Source organism: uncultured Paracoccus sp., from assembly GCF_947487305.1.
In the GTDB taxonomy this organism is placed as follows: domain Bacteria; phylum Pseudomonadota; class Alphaproteobacteria; order Rhodobacterales; family Rhodobacteraceae; genus Paracoccus.
In genome coordinates this window covers 65,689-86,801 of sequence record NZ_CANKWH010000010.1, presented here as the reverse complement: position 1 = coordinate 86,801, position 21,113 = coordinate 65,689, and the positions used below count along the sequence as shown (strand labels likewise).

Here is a 21,113-nt window from a genome sequence, read left to right as displayed (position 1 = left end):
ACGGCAGGTGGCAGCCCGCCAACGGGAACTCATGCAGGGATGTTGCCATCCCGTTTGCCTTGTCTCGATGATGACCCGAAGCGGCAGCCAAGGTCACGTTTCGCGACAATCCCCCAGGCGCGAGGTGAATCGCTGAGGGGAAGTTAGCAACCCCGCTTGCAGGCGCGCAACTGATCAATGCGCTTGACAGCATCCGGCACCGGACGAATCTGCGCAGCCCCCTGACCGGCAAGGATAAATTCCAAACGACCCAATTAAGTGTTTCTTATCAGCCAGATATGAATCCGAGAACGAAACAGGGGCACGAGCCTGACGCCCGCACCCCTGTTCTGATCTCTCACCGCGAAACCTCTGCAGGCTGCGCAAGTTCCGCCGCGTCAGAAGGACGCGGACGCCGACTCAGGCCTTGGCCAGCGCCTTCACGCGCGAGGCCAGGCGCGAGATTTTCCGCGAGGCGGTGTTCTTGTGGTAGACGCCCTTGGTGACGCCGCGCATCAGTTCGGGCTGGGCCACTTTCAGGGCCTCGGCAGCCGCCTCGGCATTGCCGCCGGCGATGGCTTCCTCGACCTTGCGCAGGAAGGTGCGGATGCGCGAACGGCGCGCCTTGTTGATGGCGGTGACGCGCTCGGTCTGGCGGGCGCGCTTCTTGGATTGGAGGGTATTGGCCATGTCTTCGGTCCTATCGGTCTATCTGCATCTCGGTTGCGCAAAAGACCCAAGGCCGCCATTCCCCGAAAGGAAACGGACATGATTCTTGCCTAAGCGGGCCCACGCGCATGTGGCACCGGCCTATAAGGCAAGCCGGCGCTGAAGAAAACCCCTATTTGTCGCGGAATTGCGGCTCGCGCTTCTCGAGGAAGGCCGCCATGCCCTCGGTCTGGTCCTCGGTCGCAAACAGCGAGTGGAACAGCCGGCGCTCATAGAGCAGGCCTTCACGCAGCGTGGTCTCATACGACCGGTTCACCGCCTCTTTGGCGGCGCGGACGGCGACCTGCGACTTCTCGGCGATCTTGCCGGCGATGGCCATGGCCTCGGGGATCAGCTTGGCGGTGGGCACGACGCGGCTGACAAGGCCCGAACGCTCGGCCTCGGCCGCATCCATGAAACGACCGGTCAGGTTCATGTCCATGGCCTTGGACTTGCCGACAAAGCGGGTCAGGCGCTGCGTGCCGCCGATGCCGGCGATGACGCCCAGGTTGATCTCGGGCTGGCCGAACTTGGCATTCTCGGCCGCGATGATGAAATCGCAGGTCATCGCCAGCTCGCAGCCGCCCCCCAGCGCATAGCCGCTGACCGCTGCGATGATCGGTTTGCGCACGCGCAGGATCGCCTCGGTCGGCGCGGTGAAGAGATCGCCCACGAAGACATCGACGAAACTCTTCTCGGCCATTTCCTTGATGTCGGCGCCGGCGGCGAAAGCCTTTTCGCTACCGGTCAGCACGATGCAGCGCACCTTGTCGTTCTGGTCGGCCTCGGTCAGTGCCTGGGCCAACTCTTCCAGCAATTGCTTGTTCAGCGCGTTCAGCGCCTCGGGACGGTTCAGGCGGATCAGCGCGACCTCGTCTTCGATCTCGACGATGATGCAGTCATAAGCCATGGGCTCAACCCCTGTGATAGTGCGATTTCGGGCGAGTCCTAACAGGCTCGGCCCGCGCTGACCAGTAACAGACGCAACTGTTCAATTCCGGCAGGTCTGCCGCTAGTGCTGGCAAGTCGGGCAATAGAAGCTCGATCGCCCCGATTGCACCACCCGGCGGATGGTGCCGCTGCACCCCGGTGCCGGACAGGGCGCGCCCTCGCGGTCATAGACCCGGAAGCTGTGCTGGAAATAGCCAAGTTCCCCGGTTGCCTGCCGGTGGTCGCGCAGGCTGCTGCCGCCCGCCGCGATTGCCTCGGCCAGCACATCGCGGACATGCCCGACCAGCGCCTCGATGCGCCCCTCACCGATCCGTCCGGCCTGCCGGCGCGGATCGATCCCGGCGCGATACAGCGCCTCGCTGACATAGATATTGCCAAGCCCCGCCACGATGCGCTGATCCAAGAGCGCCTGTTTCACCGGGGCCTTCTTGCCGCCAAAGGCCGCGTGCAGATAGGCCGCGCTGAAATCGGGTTCCAGCGGCTCGGGGCCGAGATGGCCCAAGAGCGGATGGGGCTCGCCCTCGCGGATCAGATCGACCATGCCAAAGCGGCGGGCATCGTTGAAGGTGATGCTGGTGCCCTCGTCGGTGGTCAGCACGACATGATCGTGCCGCGACAGGATCGACGGGTCACGGTGAAAGCCCGCAAGCCCAGCGCCTTCGACCAGCAGTCGGCCCGACATGCCCAGATGCATCAACAGCACCCCGCCCCGGTCCAGATCCAGCAGCAGGTATTTCGAACGGCGGCGCAGCGCCGTCACCCGCGCGCCGGTCAGCACCTGCACCAGGTCGACCGGCAGCGGCCAGCGCAGATCGGGCCGGCGTGCCTCGGCCCGGGCAATCACGCGACCCTCGAGATGCGGGATCAGGCCACGGCGAACGGTCTCGACTTCGGGCAGTTCTGGCAATTGATTACCTTTCGACGCATTGTGCCGGCGGCGCGCGGCCTTTATCTGGCGGTGCAGACACAGAACGGCAAGCGCATGAGCGACAAGAAAACCACGCATTTCGGCTTTCAGACGGTGGACGAGGACCAGAAGGCCGGCAAGGTCCATGAGGTCTTCACCAGCGTCGCCTCGCGCTATGACGTGATGAACGACCTGATGAGCGTGGGCATCCACCGGGTCTGGAAGGCGGCGATGATGGACTGGCTGGCGCCGCGCAACGGCCAGCGCCTGCTGGATGTGGCCGGCGGCACCGGCGATGTCGCCTTCCGCTTCCTCGAACGCGCGCCCGAGGCCGAGGTGGTGGTCTGCGACATGACCGAGTCGATGCTGATCGAGGGCCGCAAGCGCGCCGAGGCCGCGCGTCTGGCCGACCGGCTTGGCTGGGTCACTGGCGACGCCATGGCCCTGCCCTTCGCGGAAAACACCTTCGACCGCTACACGATCAGCTTCGGCATCCGCAACGTGACCCGCATTCCCGACGCGCTGGCCGAGGCCTTTCGCGTGCTGCGCCCCGGTGGCCGGCTGATGGTGCTGGAATTCTCGCAGCTGCCCAGCCCGGCACTGCAATGGGCCTATGACCGCTATTCCTTCAACGTCATCCCGGCCATGGGCAAGGCGGTGACGGGCGACCGCGACAGTTATCAATACCTGGTCGAATCGATCCGCCGCTTCCCCGACCAGGAGGCCTTCGCCTCGATGATCCGGCAGGCCGGATTCGAGCGGGTGACATACCGCAACATGTCGATGGGCATCGCGGCCCTGCATTCGGGCTGGAAGCTGTAACCATGCGCGGCCCGCACAACATCCTGCGCCTGATCCGAACCGGCGCCACCTTCGAACGCACGGGCGCGATGGGCGTGGCGCTGGATGCCGTCGATGCGCCGCCGCGGCTGCGCATGGCGGCGCGGATGCTGGGCTGGCCCTTCCGCTGGCTGGGCTACAAGGGCGATCCGAACCTGCCGCCCGTCACCCGCGCCATCACCGCGCTGGGGCCGGCCTATATCAAGTTCGGCCAGATCCTCTCGACCCGCGCCGATGTGGTCGGTACCGAACTGGCCGACCAGCTGCGCATGTTGCAGGACAAGCTGCCGCCCTTCCCGACCGAGGCGGCGCGGCAGATCGTCGAGATTGAGCTGCACCAGCCTGTCGATGTCATCTTCAGCGAATTTTCCGAGCCGGTCGCCGCCGCCTCGATCGCGCAGGTTCACCGCGCCACGCTGCGCAGCAGCGGCAAGGACGTCGCCGTCAAGGTCCTGCGACCCGGCATCGAGGCCGCCTTTCGCCGCGACATCGACGCCTTCCATTTCGGCGCCAACCTGATCGAGCGGCTGCTGCCCGCCACCCGCCGCCTGCGCCCGCGCGATGTGGTCAGCCATTTCGAATCGGTGGTCTCGGGCGAATTGGACCTGCGGCTCGAGTCGGCCTCGGCTTCGGAATTCTACGAGAACACCAAGGAAGATGCCGGCCTCGCCCTGCCTTTGCCCGACTGGCATCTGAGCTCGCGCCGGGTGCTGACCGCCGATTGGGCCGAGGGCATTCCGCTTGGCGACCGCCGGGCGATCATGGAGGCCGGTCACGACACGGTCGATCTCGGCCGCCGGGTGATCCAGCTGTTCCTGCAGCACGCGCTGCGCGACGGCTTCTTCCATGCCGACATGCATCACGGCAACCTGAAGGTCGCCGCCAATGGCGACCTGATCGTCTATGATTTCGGCATCATGGGCGAGATCGACGAATATACCCGCCGGGTCTATGCCGAGATCCTGATGGGCTTCATCCAGCGCGATTACCGCCGCGTCGCCCGGGTGCATTTCGAGGCCGGCTACGTCCCCCGCGACCGCGACGAGGCCGAGTTCGCCCGCGCGCTCAGAGTGGTGGGCGAGCCGATCTTCGGCGCCGATGCCAGCCAGATCTCTATGGCCAGCCTGCTCTCCTATCTCTTTGAAGTGACCGAGCGCTTCGGGATGCAGACCCGGACCGAGCTGATCCTGTTGCAGCGCACCATGGTGGTGGTCGAGGGCGTCGCCCGCTCGCTCGATCCGCAGTTGAACATGTGGGAATCGGCGCGCCCGGTGGTCACGGACTACATCCGCGACAACCTTGGCCCCCGCGCCATGGCGCAGGACGCCAGACGCATCGCCCAGACCATCAGCCGCTATGCGCCGCTTCTGCCGCAGGTCGTCGATCAGGCGCTGTGGGACCGCATCCACCGGGCCGAGATCGGGGCCGCACCCCAGCCGCGCCGCGCGCCGCTTGCCTGGATTGCGGCGACCTGTCTCGCCGTGGGCGTGGCCGTGGGACTGCTGCTGAACTGACCGGCATTCTGTCGCGGCATGGCCCGGCACCTTCGATTACATGCCCGGATTTCGGTGAAGTTTCAGTTGACTGACACGAGTACGACCGCGAAACATCTATCCAATTGGACAGATTTCGCGGTCTTTCGGCATTTTCGTCTTAGGAGGCTAGCCGTTCGATCGTAGTCTTTATTCTACCGCCGCTGCTTTACCGCGCGTGACATGGGAGCCTGTTGAATGCCGTCTGTTACCTGGTACCTGACCCCGATGACGCGGACCAATACCAACCAGGAAAACTGGGTGCTGAACACCGGGGCCACCCAAGAGTATCGCGTGTTCTTCGGGACGCAGACCGAGTTCGATGCGCTTTCCCCGACCGCTCAGGCCAGTTTTGGCATTGTTGTCATCGACACGAATGGCGACGACAGGGTCGGTTCAGCGGAGTTGCGGGCGGCGCTTGCCAACTCGACCGCTCCAACCCCCTCGGACAATTCGGGCTATCTCGGCACTTCCGATGTAAACTATGACGGGCATGGGCTCGAGGCAACCGGAGCCTACAGCACGTCAAATAAGGGGATGACATCGACGCCAACGGCGGTGCTCATCTCGCTGCATCGCCCCACCGAGACCAACATTACTGCAGAGCCGGGCTTCAAGGGTGGCATCGGCAATTTCGATCCGTTCTTTCCCGGCACGCTGGACGACAATCCGATCTGTTTCGTCAGCGGCACGATGATCGACACGGATACCGGGCCACGCGCGGTCGAGACCCTCGTGCCCGGCGACCTGATCGTCTCGGTCGATCGCGGCGCCATTCCCCTGCGCCTGTCGCTTTATTCCGACGTCACCGCGGCGATGCTGAAGCGCCACCCCGAACTGCGTCCGATCCGCATTTCGGCCGGAGCCCTTGGCTGCGGCCTGCCCGACCGCGACCTGCTTGTGTCGCCCCAGCACCGCATCCTGATCCGCTCGCGGATCGCGCAGCGAATGTTTGACACCGACGAGGTGCTGGTTGCCGCCAAGCAGCTTCTGCAGCTCGATCGCATCGACATCGCCGCTGACCTCGATGAATTCCGGTACTATCATCTGGTCTTCGACCAGCACGAGGTCATCCGCTCCAACGGCGCGCTCAGCGAATCGCTCTACCCGGGACCCGAGGCGCTGCGCTCGGTCGGTCCTGCCGCGCGGCGGGAAATCTATACGCTCTTCCCGCATCTGCGTGACATCGACCCCAGTGCCGTCATCGCGGCCCGGATGCTGGCCTCGGGCCGGCAGGCACGCAAGCTGGCCAACCGTCACCTGCAGAACCGCAAGCCGCTGCTGTCCTGAGCGCGACTTGGCCTTGATGCGGACACCGGCGTCCGGAGGGTGCCGCATGTCAGTCGCCCCATTGACGCTTTCGACCATCCCGCTGCGGCAACGACCAGAACACTCAGACCCACCCCCGGCGAGCCTGCGATGGCTCAAGGCACCAGCGTCACCGGAAAGCGGTCACTTCATGCCCCGTCCCGCACCGCTTCGATCTCGTCACTCTTCACCGCGACGCCGCCTTCCAGCACCAGCTGCACCCCGCCCTGCGCCAGCTCGGCCTCGATCACGCGGGAATAGGCACCGGGCACATCCTGGGCGATCAGCTTGCCATCCTGCCAGCTTTCGACGCGGAACTGGTAGAGCCCGTCGGGCAGTTTCGCATCCAGCGCGTCGCGCCCGAACCAGTCGACCTGTCCCTTGCCCGCGCCGATCTCTTCGCGTGACAACTCTCGCCCGCTGGCGCTCAGCGTCACCAGCTGCACGCTGTCGGCGCGCGGGTCTGGCGCGATATCCAGCGTCAGGGGTTTCTCGCCGAACCAGACCGGTCCGGCGACCCGCACCTCGCGGCCCAGCCAGTCCGACAGCTGGCCCAATCCGCCGCCCATCTGCTGGGTCAGTTGGGTCAGCAGCTTGTTCGTCTGCGCCTGCTGCTCGACCCCCGAGAAGGTCGCAAGCTGGACCGCGAAATCCGAGCCCTGCATCGGGTTCATCGGGTCCTGGTTCTTCAGCTGCGCCGTCAGCATGCGCAGGAAGGTCTGGAAATCCCCCTTTGCAAACATCTGCTGACCACCCGCCTCGTCCCGCGCCGCGCTGGCCTGGCGCGCAGCGCCTCGCGCCGTCATACCGCCCGATACCGGATCGACCATGTTCATCTCCCTGCGTCTTAAACCCGAATGTCCAGCCTGCCGCCATCGGCAAGGCTGCGTTGACCGAGCGACGACAGCACGTCGCCGGCATTGCTGCCGATCGCGTCGGCACTGCGCATGTTCGCTGCCCAAGGTCCGCCGGGTGCCGAATATGAACCACTTCCGGACTGACCACCGGACCCATCCCGAAAGGCCAGGTTCGCGTCGCCCAGACCGCTGTTGCGCAGATCGCCCATCAGCAGATCGGAATGGCGGCGCAGCATCTCCAGCACCTCGGGCCGCTCGACCCATACCGTCAGAGCCGCGCCAGCCTCGCCGCGCGACAGGACCAGCCGTACCGAGCCGAGTTCCTCGGGGCTGAGCGCGATCTCGATCCGGTCATCCTGCATCCTCAGCGCCGCTTCACCCACCTGGCGGCACAGCGTCTCGGCCGAAATGGGAATCGGACCGGTCCGGCCCGCCGCCGCATGAGCCGGGTGGGCGGTTTCAGGCAAGAGGAAGGGCGACAGTACCGCCAAGCTTCCCGACCGGTCGAAGGGACCGCCCGAGTCATGCCCGATCAGGACAGGCGGCGCTGGGGTCTGCCGCTGAAGCGGTGGCAAGTGTATTGGCGGTTCCGGTCTGGCAGCCCCGGCCAGAGCAAGATCCGCGTCCCTCTGCGGCTCGCCCGCGCCCTTCACCTCAGACGGCGGCGTGGCACGCGAAGCGGCCCCTTGGCGGGCAGGCCGCTCCGGCCCGGCGGCGGAAGGCGGCACCTCTTGCGGCGCGGCTGGCAAAGCCGGCATCTCGGCCATCGCCTCGCTCGGGGTCCGGTCGGCAGGCCGCACCGCGGCCGGCGCCCCATCGGGAACCATGCCCCAGGCCAGGTTCGGTCCGGGCAGCCGCCCCGACCCTGCTTCCTCTGGCCTTCGGACGGGCAGCGGAGCGATGGGCGCGGCCGTGGGAAGGCCAAGATCGCCAACGCCGCCTTCGCCCGTCACATCCTTCGTCGCCCCGTCCTCGGGAGCATCGGTTTCAGGGACGGCGCCATCTGTGGTCGCAACGTCCACAGGCAGGACTTCGACGAACGCAGTATCCGTCGATATCCCGCCATCCACCGCCTGCGACTGATCGGCGGAGTCCAGAGCCGGTTCCGCCGCGCAGCGCGCATCCAGCTCGGGCATCTCGGTTGCGCCTTCCCCTTCGACCTGTGCGAAAAGCTGACCCGACAGCTGCATCCCGTCTTCCGCCATCTGCGCCTCGAATCCGGCATCGGGCCCGGCATCGGGATCACCCGGCGGATGCGGCGCTTCCAGGCCCGCCCCGCCCCGTGTCAGCAGGGCCGCCACGGGCATCATCACATGGTCCATATCCCAGTCCTTCATCTGATGCGGTCAGGATAACCGCTTCGGATTACGGAATATTTACCGGGGACTGCGATGATCGCCCAATCCTCCTTCGGAAAGCTAAAATGCTCACAACCCCAACAACACCCTCTCCCCGCCCTGATCCCGCACCTTCGCTTCGGGCGAGCGACCAGCTTGAACAGGCGTTTCTCGAAGAGATGCTGAAATATGCCGGCCCCAAACCGTCGCAGGACGCGTTTGGCGGCGGCGCCGGCGAAGACCAGTTCACGAGCTTCCTGACCCGCGAATACGCCGCGACCCTTGCGCGGGCACTGGATTTCGGCCTCGGCATCGGCGGGAACGACCCGCAATGAGCCGGCCGGTGGTTCTGCGACAGATCAAGCGGGTCAAGGCCCTGATCATGGCAGGCCGGGCATGGGAGGCTGCAAAAGATGTCGAGCATCTTATGCAACTGATCCGGAACCATCCGCCCGGAGCAGAGGACCGCGGCGCGATCGGGGCGAGGCTGGCCGAATTGCACCTTCTGGCCGATGCCGCCCTTCTGGGCGCCCAGGGTGCCGCCGAACACATACGGGAAATTCTTCACGCCGCGCAGTCGCTCGAAACCTATGACAATCAGGGCGAGCGCAGGGTCAGCGATACGACCGCCCCGCAGATCCGGCGATATTGACTCAAATGCGCAGGGCTTAGGCTTTGAAGCGTAGCGCGATTTCACCGATCATCAATCATCCCCCGATAAAAGGGTGATCGCAGCGAAGATGCGGGGCCACGCGGCCCGTCGGTTCAGAATGGCCGGTCTCTCACAAACCCCGAACGCAAATCGTTCGATGAACAGGAGGACACCATGTCCAGCATTCTGACCAACAGCAGTGCCATCGTCGCGCTGCAGACCCTGAAAGGGATCAATGCCGGCCTGGCCAAGGCCCAGAGTGAAATCTCGACCGGCAAGTCCATCGCCAACGCCAAGGACAATGCGGCCATCTGGGCCATCGCCCAGATCATGGACACCGACGTTTCGTCCTTCCAGAGCATCCAGTCCCAGCTGAACGTCGCTGACGCGACGGTGGCAACCTCGCGCGCGGGAGCCGAGCGTATCAGCGGGCTGCTGAAGGAAATGAAGAACCTGGCCGTCGGCGGCTCCAGCGACACCGCTGATTTCGCCAAGATCGATACCGATATCCAGGCGAAGATGACGGAAATCAACGACATCATTTCGGCGACGCAGATGAACGGCATCAACCTGCTGGCAACCGACGTCGACGGCAATGGCGGCACGGATTTCTCGGTCATCTCGTCGCTGAACCGCTCGGGCGCCGGCGGCACCACGACCATGGTGTCCATCGACGTGACCGGACAGGATCTCGAGGCCGCAATGACCGCTGGCGTCACCGCGATCACCGATGCGGCCACGGCGGCGACCGCGCTCGGCGAGATCGAAGGCTATCTGAACACCGTGGTCGATGCCGCCGCAGAGCTGGGTTCCTTCGGCAAGCGGATTGCCAACCAGTCGGACTTCATGGGGCTGCTGGCCGATTCGCTGAAACTCGGCATCGGTTCGCTGGTCGATGCCAACATGGAGGAAGCCTCGGCCCGCCTGCAGGCGCTGCAGACCCAGCAGCAACTGGGCATCCAGTCGCTGTCGATCGCCAACCAGGCGCCGCAGTCGATCCTGGCGCTTTTTCGCGGCTGACGAAGCCGTCCTGATATCGGAGGCGGGGGGTCTTCCAGACCCCCCGCCTCCCGCGCCCCCTCCTCCTAGAAATCGGGAATGAACACGTTGAACGCGGTTACGCCTATGAACGACAATGGTCCCTATCGATCCCACGGGATTCGCACCGAACGTGACATCGAATACGAGGCGTTCTCGCAGATCACCCGGATGATGCGGGCCGCAAGCCAGGGTCCGCTCGAAACCGTCCAGGTCATGGCCATCCACAGGAATAACGAGCTCTGGACCACGCTCGCCACGGATCTGGCGCTGCCCGGGAACCAGCTGCCGGCGGAAACCCGGGCAGCGCTGATCTCGCTGGCCGGCTTCTCAATTCGCCAGGGCCATGCGGTTCTGAACGGTACCGGCGAGATCGATCCGCTGATCGACGTGAACGTCGCCATCATGAAGGGCCTGCGCGGCACGGTGCCGGAATGAGCGGGCTGGTCATCAAGCTGGCACCGAAGGAACGGATCCTGATCAATGGTGCCGTCATCGAGAATGGCGACAAGCGCTCGAAGATCGCCATCAAGACCCCCAATGCGAATGTGCTGCGCCTGAAGGACGCCATTCACCCCGAGGCAGTCCGCAGCCCTGTCGCCCGGGTCTGCTATGTCGCCCAGTTGATCCTCTCCGGGGACACCGACCCTGGCGAGGGTGGCAGACAGCTGTTGCGCGGGATCGAACAGCTGTCGCAGGTCTTCGACGATCCCGACAGCCGCCGGCTGCTGGCCGCGGCCAGCCAAAGCGCGCTGTCCGGCAATCCCTATCAGGCGCTGCGGCGGTTGCGCGATCTGCTTCCGCGCGAGGCACGCATGTTGGCGGCAGGACCACAATGACGGCGGCGATTCACCTGGGTACGGGTGGCCTCGCGGGGTGGAAGCTCCTGCAGCGCACTGCCACCCAGCAAAAGGAAATGCTGGCGGCCGATCCGATGGTGGCGCGAACCACCCGTTATTTCCGCGAGACGATCGGCCGCACGGCGGGGGCCGATGATCTCGTTTCGGACCATCGGCTGATGACCGTCGCCCTCGGCGCCTACGGGCTGGAGAGCCAGATCGCCAGCAAGGCGTTCATTCGCAAGGTTCTGGAAGAGCCGCGCGGCGATGACAGGTCGCTGGCCAACCGGATGGTGGACAAGCGCTATCAAAAACTTGCCGCCGCCTTCGGCTATGACCAGGGCAACCAGATGGTCTCCTCCTCCGGGTTTGGCGACCGGATCTCGGCGCTTTATGTCGAACGGGAGTTTGAACGTCGTGTTGGCGAGGGCGACCAGAATCTGCGCTTGGCCCTTAATGCGCAGCGCGAGCTTCGCCAGATGACCGACCGTACATCAACCGAGGCGACCCTCTGGTACGAGGTTCTGGGCAACACGCAGCTGCGCAAGGTGTTCGAACAGGCCTTCGGCTTCGGCCAAGCCTACGGGAGACTGCCGATCGACCGGCAACTGGCGGAATTCACGGCCAGCGCGACATCGCTCTTTGGCAGCTCTTCCTTCAAGGTGATCGCGTCAGAGGCCGGGATCGAGAAGCTGGTCCAGCGTTTTCTTCTGCGCGCGCAAATGGCCGAAAGCGCGGCGACATCCCCCTTCTCCACAGCCCTGACCTTGTTGCGCAGAGGGGGCTGAGCCTTGCCAGCCGCCCCCCGCAGCGCGGCAGATCTGCGAGCATCTCCGAGCGGCGGCCCGGCCCCGCGTCGCCCCGCCGCCGCGCAGATTCGCACCCGGCACCCACCAACGCGCCTTGCGCCCCGGCCCTGCATGGCTATAACCCCGGACGATTTGCGCCAATCCATGACAAGCCGGGGTCACCATGCCGAAGAGAACCGATATCAAATCCATTCTGATCATCGGTGCCGGGCCCATCGTCATCGGCCAGGCCTGTGAGTTCGACTATTCCGGCGCCCAGGCCTGCAAGGCCCTGCGCGAGGAAGGTTATCGGGTCGTGCTGGTGAACTCGAACCCGGCGACGATCATGACCGATCCGGAGATGGCCGACGCCACCTATATCGAGCCGATCACGCCCGAGATCGTCGAGAAGATCATCGCCAAGGAACGCCCCGACGCGCTGTTGCCGACCATGGGCGGGCAGACCGGGCTGAATACGGCCCTGTCGCTGGCCGATGCCGGGGTTCTGAACCGCTATGGCGTCGAACTGATCGGGGCGCAGCGCTCGGCCATCGAGATGGCCGAAGACCGCAAGCTCTTCCGCGAGGCGATGGACCGCATCGGGCTGGAAAACCCGCGCGCCACCATCGTTTCGGCCCCGAAACACGCCAATGGCAAATACGACATCTCGGCCGGCGTTGCGCAGGCGATGGAGGCGCTGGAGGAGATCGGCCTGCCGGCCATCATCCGCCCGGCCTTCACCCTCGGCGGCACCGGCGGCGGCGTTGCTTATAACCGCGACGATTACGAACGCATCGTGCGCTCGGGCCTCGATGCCTCGCCGGTCGCGCAGGTGCTGGTCGATGAAAGCCTGCTCGGCTGGAAGGAGTTCGAGATGGAGGTCGTGCGGGATCGCAACGACAATGCCATCATCGTCTGCGCCATCGAGAACGTCGATCCGATGGGCGTGCATACCGGCGATTCGATCACGGTCGCCCCGGCCCTGACCTTGACCGACCGCGAATACCAGATCATGCGCAACGGCTCGATCGCCGTGCTGCGCGAGATCGGGGTCGAGACCGGCGGCTCGAACGTGCAATGGGCGATCAACCCGGCCGATGGCCGCATGGTGGTGATCGAGATGAACCCGCGGGTCAGCCGCTCTTCGGCGCTGGCCTCGAAGGCCACGGGTTTCCCGATCGCCAAGATCGCGGCAAAGCTGGCAGTGGGCTATACGCTGGACGAGCTGGACAATGACATCACCAAGGTCACGCCGGCCAGCTTCGAGCCGTCGATCGACTATGTCGTGACCAAGATCCCGCGCTTTGCCTTCGAGAAATTCCCCGGATCGAAGCCGGAACTGACCACGGCGATGAAATCTGTGGGCGAGGTCATGGCCATCGGCCGCAGCTTCCACGAATCGCTGCAGAAGGCACTGACCTCGATGGAGAACGGGCTGACCGGGCTCGACGAGATCGCCATCGAGGGCGCTGCCGACCAGGGCAAGCCTGCGGTGATCGCCGCCTTGTCGAAACAGACGCCCGACCGGCTGCGGGTGATTGCCGAGGCGATGCGTTTCGGCCTGACTGATGACGAGATCCATCGCGTTACCAGCTTTGACCCGTGGTTCCTCAGCCGCATCCGCGAGATCGTCGATGCCGAGAACGGCGTCCGCGCCGATGGTCTGCCGCAGGATGCCAAGGGGCTGCGCGCGCTGAAGATGATGGGCTTCACCGATGCGCGCCTGGCCACCCTGACCGGTCGCGACGAGAGCGATATCCGCCGCGCCCGCGCCGCGCTGGAGATCCGTCCGGTCTTCAAGCGTATCGACACCTGCGCCGCCGAGTTCGAGGCCCAGACCCCCTACATGTATTCCACCTATGAAGCCCCGGCGATGGGCGATGTGGAAAACGAGGCGCGGCCCAGCAATGCCAAGAAGGTGGTCATCCTTGGGGGTGGCCCGAACCGGATCGGCCAGGGGATCGAGTTCGACTATTGCTGCTGCCATGCCTGCTTTGCGCTGACCAAAGCCGGCTATGAAACCATCATGATCAACTGCAACCCGGAAACGGTCAGCACCGATTATGACACCTCGGACCGGCTTTATTTCGAGCCGCTGACGCTGGAACATGTGCTGGAGATCCTGCGGGTCGAGCAGGAGAACGGCACCCTGCACGGGGTGATCGTGCAGTTCGGTGGCCAGACGCCGCTGAAACTGGCCGACGCGCTGGAAGCCGAGGGCATCCCGATCCTTGGCACCACCCCGGATGCCATCGACCTGGCCGAGGACCGCGAGCGGTTCCAGAAGCTCCTGAACGACCTGAACCTGAAACAGCCGATCAACGGCATCGCCCACAGCCCCGCCGAAGCGATCGCGATCGCCGAGCGGATCGGCTTCCCGCTGGTCATCCGCCCTTCCTATGTGCTGGGCGGGCGCGCCATGGAGATCGTGCGGGATATGGACCACCTGAACCGCTACATCACCGAGGCGGTGAAGGTCTCGGGCAAGAACCCGGTGCTGCTCGACAGCTATCTCTCGGGCGCGATCGAGGTCGATGTCGATGCGCTGAGCGATGGCGACACCGTCCATGTCGCCGGGATCATGGAGCATATCGAGGAGGCAGGCGTCCATTCGGGCGACTCGGCCTGCTCGCTGCCGCCGCATACGCTGGACGGCGCGACCGTCGAGGAGCTGAAGCGCCAGACGGTTGCCATGGCGCGCGCGCTGCGCGTCGTCGGGCTGATGAACGTGCAATTCGCGCTGAAGGACGGGCAGATCTTCGTGCTCGAGGTGAACCCGCGCGCCTCGCGGACCGTGCCCTTCGTCGCCAAGGCCACCGACAGCGCCATCGCCAGCATCGCCGCCCGGCTGATGGCGGGCGAGCCGATGTCGAACTTCCCGGCGCGTCAGCCCTATCCCGAGGGCGTCGGCCCCGAGGATGACCTGCCCTTCGCCGATCCGCTGACCCTTGCCGACCCGAAAACCCCGTGGTTCTCGGTCAAGGAGGCGGTGATGCCCTTCGCACGCTTCCCCGGTGTCGACACGCTTCTGGGGCCGGAAATGCGCTCGACCGGCGAGGTCATGGGCTGGGACCGCAACTTCCCCCGCGCCTTCCTGAAGGCGCAGCTGGGCGCCGGCACCACCCTGCCGCAGGAGGGTCTGGTCTTCATCTCGATCAAGGATGCCGACAAGAGCGCCGAACTGGCCGCCGCCGCGCGCGACCTGATCGCCATGGGCTTCACCATTGTCGCGACCAGCGGCACGGCCGATTTCCTTGCCGCGAACGGCGTCGAAAGCCAGCGGGTGAACAAGGTCTATGAAGGCCGCCCGAACATCGTAGACCGGCTGAAGAACGGCGAGATCGCGATGGTGCTGAATACCACCGAGGGCGCGCAGGCGATCCAGGACTCGCGCGAGATCCGGGCCGTCGCGCTGTATGACAAGATCCCCTATTTCACCACCGCCGCCGGCAGCATCGCCGCCGTGGCCGCGATCAAGTCGCGCGGCGAGGGGGAAGTTGGGGTGAGATCGTTGCAGGCTTGAGGACTTATTTCTTCGAATTTCCGAAGATAAATCCAAGCGCCGTTGTAGCCAAACTAAGAGGCGCCGACGACCACTTGAAAATGGAATCGGCGTTGGCATTCTGTCTTGTCGCAAGATACAAGCAAACGCCGAAGACAATAAACGAGAAAAGCATGGTAATAGTAGCAATTGCCATGGGCGCATTCTTTTCGCCTCCCAGCAATGTCCCGAGCTTTCCTAGTTCGGTCTGCTGAGTTGCCTCAGCATGTCGATGTCGTTCTCGAATCAGCTCGAGCTGGTAGCTGGAGCCTGCTTTAAGAGCTTCCTCCAACTCCGGATCATCTTGCTCTGGATCCGTAGCCGCAGCTTTAGCTTCTTTCCGAAGGTCAGATGCCATACTCAAATTCTTTGCGATACTTAATAGTGGGCACAGAAACTGCGAAGAGTTTGGACAACTCCGCATTGCTGAGATCACTATATACAGTATCAAGCATCTTTCTGGGAACCAGCAAATGCGCAGCGAACGCATTAGCCTCCTTCTCGTGAGGCTCGTCGGAACTCGCATTGGGGTCGCGTAGAAGAACTCTATACTCGTCTGAAGCGGCCCAGTGCCTATGCAGAAGAGCGTGCGCCAGCTCATGGGCAACTGTAAACGTTTGCCTTAGCGGAAACTCGTCCTTGTTGACGTATATGCGGTTCTCATCAGGCTCGTAAAACCCAGAGACTTTATCGTACTCACCGGTAAATTTTACGAACACGACTTCAACCTGCATTCCCCAAGTGGCGTGTCGTTTGAGGTGAAGATCGCCTGTATCCGAGCGCTAGACAAGGATTTTCTGCCGCAAGCGGCACCTGCGGTCGCGCAGACTGCTGGATCTGGACGGATCAGACCGCGAAGCCGCTGTTTCCTTGCCCAGGGGCGGCGTTTTTCAGCGCAGCGGACAGATCTGTCCAGCCGCTTTCGTTCAGTTTGAGCGTGGATCGCGATCATGCGCATAGCGGTGGCGCTCGCAATCGGCGGATAGCGGCGAGGATGGCGCGTACCATCGTGCCGGTGACAGCGACCTCGGCCAGCTGGAAGGTGATGGTGCGGGCGTGACGGACCACACGTGCCCCGATCTTGATCAGCTTCAGTTGCAGGCTGATCAACGACCAGTCGGCCATGGCCTCGGGCAGCTCGATGCAGCGCAAGAAGGTGGCCAGGTTGTACGCCAGGGCGTGCAGTTGCAGCCGCACCTCATTGTCGCGGAACTTCCGGCACGACAGCCGCGTCCAGCGAAAGGCGTATTTGCCCTCTTTGATGTGCTGCTCGGCGGTGCCGCGCTGGTTGTAGAACCGCACCACCCAGTCCGGCTCCATCGGCAGGTTGGTGACGATGAAGCCGACACGCGGGAACAGTTCGCCCGGATGCCATTCGATCTTGGCGATCACCCGGCGTTCCTTGTCCCAGGACGCCGCCTGATACTCGAATTCCTCGAAGAACCGCTTGACCTTGGTCAGTGACGGCCGCCCGACAGGGCGCGTTAGCCGATGCGCGATCTTGTCCTTGAGGACCGCGTTTGCGGGCAGCCGGATGGCGTAGAAGAACCGCGCTTCTTCCAATCGCTCATAGATCGCCGGGATCGCGTAGGCAGCATCGGCCCGGAAGAACCTGCCACCAAGGTCGCGCTCCGCGTAGCGCGCAATGACGGGGTCGAGAACATCACGCCAGCCATCGGCGCTGTGGACGTTGCCATGGCGCAGGGCGCAGCGTTCCAGCATCCCGAACTGGTTGAACAGAAAGTTGGGGTGATAGCAGCTACAGTCGAAATGGCCATTCCAGGCGGACCCTTCCTGGTCGCCATGGGTCGGGCTGACCGAGCTGTCCATGTCCAGAACGATGTACTTCAGCCCGTTACGGTCATGGAACCGGTCGATCCATTGCCCGTTCAGGTCGGCCAGCGCGGCACGGTTCCCGGCCAGAGCCAGCGTCTCGGTCTCGAACCGTCCCATCTGCGATGCCGAGGCCGCTTGTGCATCGACCGCTCTGCCGCCGACAACTTGGCGCATGACCGGATCGCAGGCGAGACGGTTGGCGTCGTTGACATCCTCGTATCCGGCCAGCCGCCCAAAGACTGATTGCCGGAACAGGCCGTCGAGCCGATGGACCGTGTTCTTGCCAGAGCGAGTATCGCGCAGCGCCGCTGACGCCAAATCGGACAACCCGAGCGCGTCATCAAGCTCGCGCATCACCAGAAGGCCGCCGTCGGAACTGAGCTGCGTGCCGCGAAATTCCAGCCGCACGCGAGGGTCGAAATCCACCCGATCTGCCCGTTGCAAGCCCGCACCCTCTGGGTGATCCATGAAACGCGCCCCTCGCAGCCTTCAACACCATGTTTTATATAGGAAATATAATGGTCAGGACAGCGAAATCAGCGCCTTACTTGGGAAATGTGGGTTCAACTCCCTCGTGCCTAGCAATCGTCACGGGATCGACAGGCGGCTGCTGAACCCCGTACTGATCCAAAACTCGCTTCACCTCCGCCTTAACACGGGAGTAGTCTGGGCTCTTGCGCATGTCTCACACTTCCAATGGAGCCGCAACGGCAAGTCACGATTCAAATCACTTGTCAACATAGAATCACATGATCGAGTGCAAGTAAAGCAAATAACGCGAAATGGGAGACGGAGATTCCTTAAGAAAAAACAATAAATACAGTGAACTAACCTAACCTAACTTCGCCCTGAAAGCGTAGCAGGCGTAGTTTGCGGGCTCGCTGTCACCGCCCCTTCGGCCAAAACTGCGTATGAACAAGCACGCTGCCGACGCCACCGGCTTTCGGGTCGAAACCACCACTCCGCGAACCAAACCACGGACGAGCGGCCGCCGTTAAGAACTCCACCCCTTTACTCCCCCTTCCACCCCTTCATCGCCAGATATTCCGCCTTCATCACTGCCGAGGGTTTGCGCTCAACGCCCAGCGGCACGCCCTCGCCCTGCATTTCGGCCACGCGCGCCGCACCGTGGACGCGCTCCAGCAGCGCGTCGGCGATCCAGCTCGGGTCGTCGCCCCAATGTGGGCGGCGGGTGTTGAAGGTCTCCTCCTCGTCCTCGGTCTGGCGCTTCAGGTAGTCCATCGTCTCGGCCCCGTCGATCAGCCCGGCAAGTCGGGCGTGCATCCAGACCGAGATGATCCGGTTCACCCGCGCCTGCCAGTCCGGCCCCATGGATCGGAAGAACGTCACCACGTCCGCGTCCAGCCGCAGCGTGACCCGGGTCTTCTCGCGTGCGCCCTTGTCGCGGGCGATGCGGTGCCAGTCGTCGGGAATGCGCATCTGCTTGAGGACCGTCTGGTGCAGGTCCCATTCCAGCATCCGCATCGCATCGGCCATGTAGTGATAATTCACCCGCCGCGCCTGTTCCGCCTTGCTGACCGCCATCGCCCTGCCCCCTTCGCTGTCCTGGGAAAACTTCGCCGAGGGCGGTTAATTTCGGCTTAAGATCGCGGGCGTTGTCAGTGTACGCGCTGTGCACATCCGGTGCCGCCCTGTGCACGGGTTGTGCCTATGCCCGCGCGCCCGTCCGCTCGGCCGCCTCGCGGACCGTCGGCGTCAGCCGCGCCCCACCTCGTCCAGGATCCGGCGCAGCCAGACGACGGCCGGATGCGCGCCATGGCTGTTATGGGACAGCATGTCGATCTGAGTCGGCGGGCGGGCATAAGGGCTGTCGAAGATCGCAAGCCCATAGCTGTCGCGATGGGTTTCGGCCACCTCGCGCGGAACCATGGCGACCATGTCACTGGCAGCGACCAGCGGCGGCACGGCGAGGATCAGCGGCACCGTGGCGCCGACCTGCCGGGTCAGCCCGGCCTCCCGCAGCAGCGCCTCGAGATGCGTGGGGTTGCTGGTCACGAAGGACCGCTCCAGCCCCTCCTGATCCTGCATCCCAGAAGCCTCGGGCGTCGCCCGTCCCGACAGCAGAATATCGACATGCGGCCAGTGGCCGAGTGTTTCCAGCGTCAGGGGTGATCCGGCGGCCGGGTGGTCGCGGCACATGATCCAGACCATCTCGACCGGCGCCAGCGTCTCGCGGCGAAAGCGACCGGGGATGCGGCCAAAGGCGCCCACGACCAGGTGCAGCGTGCCGCGATCCAGCTCCTCGACCAGATTGATGTCGTTGAACATCCTGAGCCACAGCCGGATCTGCGGCGCCTCGCGCCGGATGCGGGCCATGACCTTGGGAAACAGCGCGCCGATGTAATAATCGGATGTCGCGACGACGAAGGTCATGTCCGAGGTGGCCGGGTCGAAGCGCGGGGCCGACAGCGCCGTCGAGATCTGGACCAGGGCCGACCGCAACGGATCGGCCAGTTCCATCGCCCGCGGTGTCGGATGCATCCCGTCTGGTCCGCGCACGAACAGCTCGTCCGACAAAAGCAGGCGCAGCTTGGCCAGCGCATGGCTGACCGCCGACTGGCTGAGCCTCAGCCGTTCGCCCGCCCGGGTCACGGAGCGTTCTTCCATCAGGGCGTCGAAGACGCGGATCAGGTTCAGATCGGCTGTATGAATATTGCTCATATTTCAAATTCGATCAATTCATTTCACTCATGTCAAGGCCAACCCTATATCTGCCTCAACCGGGGCCGGCCGAGACGCCGCCCTTTCCGAGAAAACCGCTTGAGGGAGTCGATCCGATGAACAAGCCGGTCGTCCAAATCGTACCCAAATCCGAAGCCCCTGCCGCCATTCCTGCACCGGCAAAGAAGCCGCGCAAACGCGCCATGCTGACGTTGGCCCGCGCCTCGGTCATCGTGGCCGGGATCGGCCTAGCGGTGGTCGTGCCGCTTGGCTGGGGCAGCTGGGTCGCGGGTCTGACCAACCAGAGCACCAACAACGCCTCGCTGCGCGCCGATACCACCCCGGTCAGCGCCGAGGTCGAAGGCCGGATCACCCGGCTGCTGGTCGACGACTATCAGGAGGTCAGGGCCGGGACGCTGCTGATGGAGATCGACCCGACCGAATACCAGGCGCGCGTCGATCAGGCCCGTGCGGGCGCGGGCGCGGCCGAGGCGGCGATCCACAATATCGAAAGCCGCATCGCGTTGCAGCATCGGGTGATCGAGCAGGCCGAGGCCGGGCTGGCCGCACTGGAGGCCGACCGCGAGCGGATCGACAGCGAGAACCAGCGGCAGGCGACACTGAAGGAAGGGGGCTGGGCCAGCGGCCAGAAGGTCGAGGCCGCCATCGCCGATCAGAAGCGCATCGCCGCCGCGATCATCGAGCAACAGGCCGCCATCGCCGCCGAGCGCGAACAGCTGAACGTGCTGGCCAGCGAGGCCGAACAGGCCGAGGCCGAGCGTGGCAGCCGCGCCGCCGCACTGAAGCTGGCCGAGATCGAACTGGGCCGCACCCGGATCACCGCGCCGGTCGATGGCATCGTCGGCACCAGCGGCGTGCGCGAGGGGCAATTTGTCCGCGCCGGTTCGCAACTGGTGTCGGTGGTGCCGATGGCCGATCTCTATGTGACCGCGAATTTCAAGGAAACGCAGCTCGCCAAGCTGCGACCCGGCCAAGCAGTCAGCGTTTCGGTCGACAGTTTCCCCGGCAAGCAGCTGACAGGCCATGTTGAACGGCTGGCACCTGCCACCGGCTCGATCTTCAGTCTGCTGCCCGCTGACAATGCGACCGGCAACTTCACCAAGATCGCGCAGCGGGTCAGCGTTCGCATCGCGCTGGATGAGGATGCCGGGCTTCAGGGCCTGTTGCGCCCCGGCATGTCGGTCGAGGCGACGGTTCATACCGACCGCGACGCCGCTGCCGAGACCAAGCTGGCCCAAGTCCGCTGATCCCAGCCCATTGACCCGAAACCGCTGAACCCGAAACCGCCGCCTGTCCC

General features: G+C 64.4%; 21 protein-coding genes. 11 read left to right on the top strand and 10 right to left on the bottom strand.

What is annotated here, in order from left to right:
* Positions 1–399: 399 nt before the first annotated feature.
* The 3 genes from rpsT to mutM all read right to left on the bottom strand — a co-directional run bounded on the left by rpsT (position 400) and on the right by mutM (position 2,545).
* On the bottom strand, positions 400–669 hold the full coding sequence (gene rpsT / locus Q1A36_RS13325) for a 30S ribosomal protein S20 (protein ID WP_299844841.1): 270 nt from the start codon (positions 667–669) through the stop codon (positions 400–402).
* 151 nt (positions 670–820) lie between these two features.
* Positions 821–1,597 carry an enoyl-CoA hydratase gene (locus Q1A36_RS13320; protein WP_101752798.1) on the bottom strand — a complete coding sequence of 259 codons (777 nt, stop codon included), beginning with the start codon at positions 1,595–1,597 and terminating at the stop codon, positions 821–823.
* A 102-nt stretch (positions 1,598–1,699) separates the two neighbouring features.
* The gene (gene mutM, locus Q1A36_RS13315) at positions 1,700–2,545 is read right to left on the bottom strand and encodes a bifunctional DNA-formamidopyrimidine glycosylase/DNA-(apurinic or apyrimidinic site) lyase (protein ID WP_299844837.1); all 846 of its coding nucleotides are present in this window, start codon (positions 2,543–2,545) and stop codon (positions 1,700–1,702) included.
* Positions 2,546–2,620: 75 nt separating this feature from the next.
* Here mutM and ubiE point away from each other — a divergent pair, with 75 nt between their 5' ends.
* From ubiE to Q1A36_RS13300, 3 genes are all read left to right on the top strand, one after another.
* Complete coding sequence (ubiE, locus tag Q1A36_RS13310) at positions 2,621–3,367, top strand: bifunctional demethylmenaquinone methyltransferase/2-methoxy-6-polyprenyl-1,4-benzoquinol methylase UbiE (protein WP_299844834.1); 747 nt, start codon at positions 2,621–2,623, stop codon at positions 3,365–3,367.
* Positions 3,368–3,369: 2 nt separating this feature from the next.
* Entirely contained in the window at positions 3,370–4,899 is a 1,530-nt protein-coding gene (ubiB, locus tag Q1A36_RS13305; protein ID WP_299844831.1) for a 2-polyprenylphenol 6-hydroxylase, read from the top strand.
* Positions 4,900–5,115: 216 nt separating this feature from the next.
* A complete protein-coding gene (locus tag Q1A36_RS13300) occupies positions 5,116–6,207 on the top strand; it encodes a Hint domain-containing protein (protein WP_299844828.1) in 1,092 nt (363 codons plus the stop codon).
* 167 nt (positions 6,208–6,374) lie between these two features.
* Here the strand turns inward: Q1A36_RS13300 and Q1A36_RS13295 are convergent, their stop codons facing one another.
* Positions 6,375–7,055: a flagellar hook capping FlgD N-terminal domain-containing protein gene (locus Q1A36_RS13295; RefSeq protein WP_299844825.1), complete on the bottom strand. Its 681-nt coding sequence runs from the start codon at positions 7,053–7,055 to the stop codon at positions 6,375–6,377.
* Positions 7,056–7,072: 17 nt separating this feature from the next.
* Positions 7,073–8,419, bottom strand: a complete 1,347-nt coding sequence (locus Q1A36_RS13290) for a flagellar hook-length control protein FliK (RefSeq protein WP_299844823.1) — start codon at positions 8,417–8,419, stop codon at positions 7,073–7,075.
* A gap of 179 nt (positions 8,420–8,598) precedes the next feature.
* Between Q1A36_RS13290 and Q1A36_RS13285 the strand changes: the two genes are divergently transcribed.
* The 7 genes from Q1A36_RS13285 to carB all read left to right on the top strand — a co-directional run bounded on the left by Q1A36_RS13285 (position 8,599) and on the right by carB (position 15,259).
* The gene (locus tag Q1A36_RS13285) at positions 8,599–8,754 is read left to right on the top strand and encodes a rod-binding protein (RefSeq protein WP_299844820.1); all 156 of its coding nucleotides are present in this window, start codon (positions 8,599–8,601) and stop codon (positions 8,752–8,754) included.
* Positions 8,751–9,071, top strand: a complete 321-nt coding sequence (locus Q1A36_RS13280; RefSeq protein ID WP_299844817.1) for a hypothetical protein — start codon at positions 8,751–8,753, stop codon at positions 9,069–9,071. Before Q1A36_RS13285 ends, Q1A36_RS13280 begins: the two co-directional genes overlap by 4 nt.
* Positions 9,072–9,245: 174 nt before the next feature.
* Positions 9,246–10,091, top strand: a complete 846-nt coding sequence (locus Q1A36_RS13275) for a flagellin (protein ID WP_299844814.1) — start codon at positions 9,246–9,248, stop codon at positions 10,089–10,091.
* A gap of 105 nt (positions 10,092–10,196) precedes the next feature.
* Complete coding sequence (gene flaF, locus Q1A36_RS13270; protein ID WP_299844811.1) at positions 10,197–10,547, top strand: flagellar biosynthesis regulator FlaF; 351 nt, start codon at positions 10,197–10,199, stop codon at positions 10,545–10,547.
* On the top strand, positions 10,544–10,948 hold the full coding sequence (gene flbT / locus Q1A36_RS13265) for a flagellar biosynthesis repressor FlbT (protein ID WP_299844808.1): 405 nt from the start codon (positions 10,544–10,546) through the stop codon (positions 10,946–10,948). Before flaF ends, flbT begins: the two co-directional genes overlap by 4 nt.
* Positions 10,945–11,736, top strand: a complete 792-nt coding sequence (locus Q1A36_RS13260; protein ID WP_299844805.1) for a DUF1217 domain-containing protein — start codon at positions 10,945–10,947, stop codon at positions 11,734–11,736. The genes flbT and Q1A36_RS13260 overlap by 4 nt, the downstream gene beginning before the upstream one ends.
* Positions 11,737–11,920: 184 nt before the next feature.
* The gene (gene carB / locus Q1A36_RS13255; protein ID WP_299844803.1) at positions 11,921–15,259 is read left to right on the top strand and encodes a carbamoyl-phosphate synthase large subunit; all 3,339 of its coding nucleotides are present in this window, start codon (positions 11,921–11,923) and stop codon (positions 15,257–15,259) included.
* 4 nt (positions 15,260–15,263) lie between these two features.
* Here carB and Q1A36_RS13250 read toward each other — a convergent pair whose 3' ends face one another.
* From Q1A36_RS13250 to Q1A36_RS13230, 5 genes are all read right to left on the bottom strand, one after another.
* On the bottom strand, positions 15,264–15,635 hold the full coding sequence (locus Q1A36_RS13250) for a hypothetical protein (protein ID WP_299844800.1): 372 nt from the start codon (positions 15,633–15,635) through the stop codon (positions 15,264–15,266).
* Positions 15,625–16,011 (bottom strand): ImmA/IrrE family metallo-endopeptidase, encoded by a 387-nt coding sequence (locus Q1A36_RS13245; RefSeq protein WP_299844797.1) that lies wholly within the window; start codon positions 16,009–16,011, stop codon positions 15,625–15,627. The genes Q1A36_RS13250 and Q1A36_RS13245 overlap by 11 nt, the downstream gene beginning before the upstream one ends.
* 214 nt (positions 16,012–16,225) lie before the next feature.
* A complete protein-coding gene (locus Q1A36_RS13240) occupies positions 16,226–17,581 on the bottom strand; it encodes an IS1380-like element IS1247 family transposase (protein WP_084693981.1) in 1,356 nt (451 codons plus the stop codon).
* Between the two features lie 543 nt (positions 17,582–18,124).
* Positions 18,125–18,658 carry a BrnA antitoxin family protein gene (locus tag Q1A36_RS13235; RefSeq protein WP_299844788.1) on the bottom strand — a complete coding sequence of 178 codons (534 nt, stop codon included), beginning with the start codon at positions 18,656–18,658 and terminating at the stop codon, positions 18,125–18,127.
* Between the two features lie 171 nt (positions 18,659–18,829).
* Positions 18,830–19,795 (bottom strand): LysR family transcriptional regulator, encoded by a 966-nt coding sequence (locus tag Q1A36_RS13230; RefSeq protein WP_299844784.1) that lies wholly within the window; start codon positions 19,793–19,795, stop codon positions 18,830–18,832.
* 116 nt (positions 19,796–19,911) lie between these two features.
* On the opposite strand from Q1A36_RS13230, the gene Q1A36_RS13225 reads away from it, so the two are divergent.
* Positions 19,912–21,063: an HlyD family secretion protein gene (locus Q1A36_RS13225; RefSeq protein ID WP_299844781.1), complete on the top strand. Its 1,152-nt coding sequence runs from the start codon at positions 19,912–19,914 to the stop codon at positions 21,061–21,063.
* Positions 21,064–21,113: the final 50 nt, after the last annotated feature.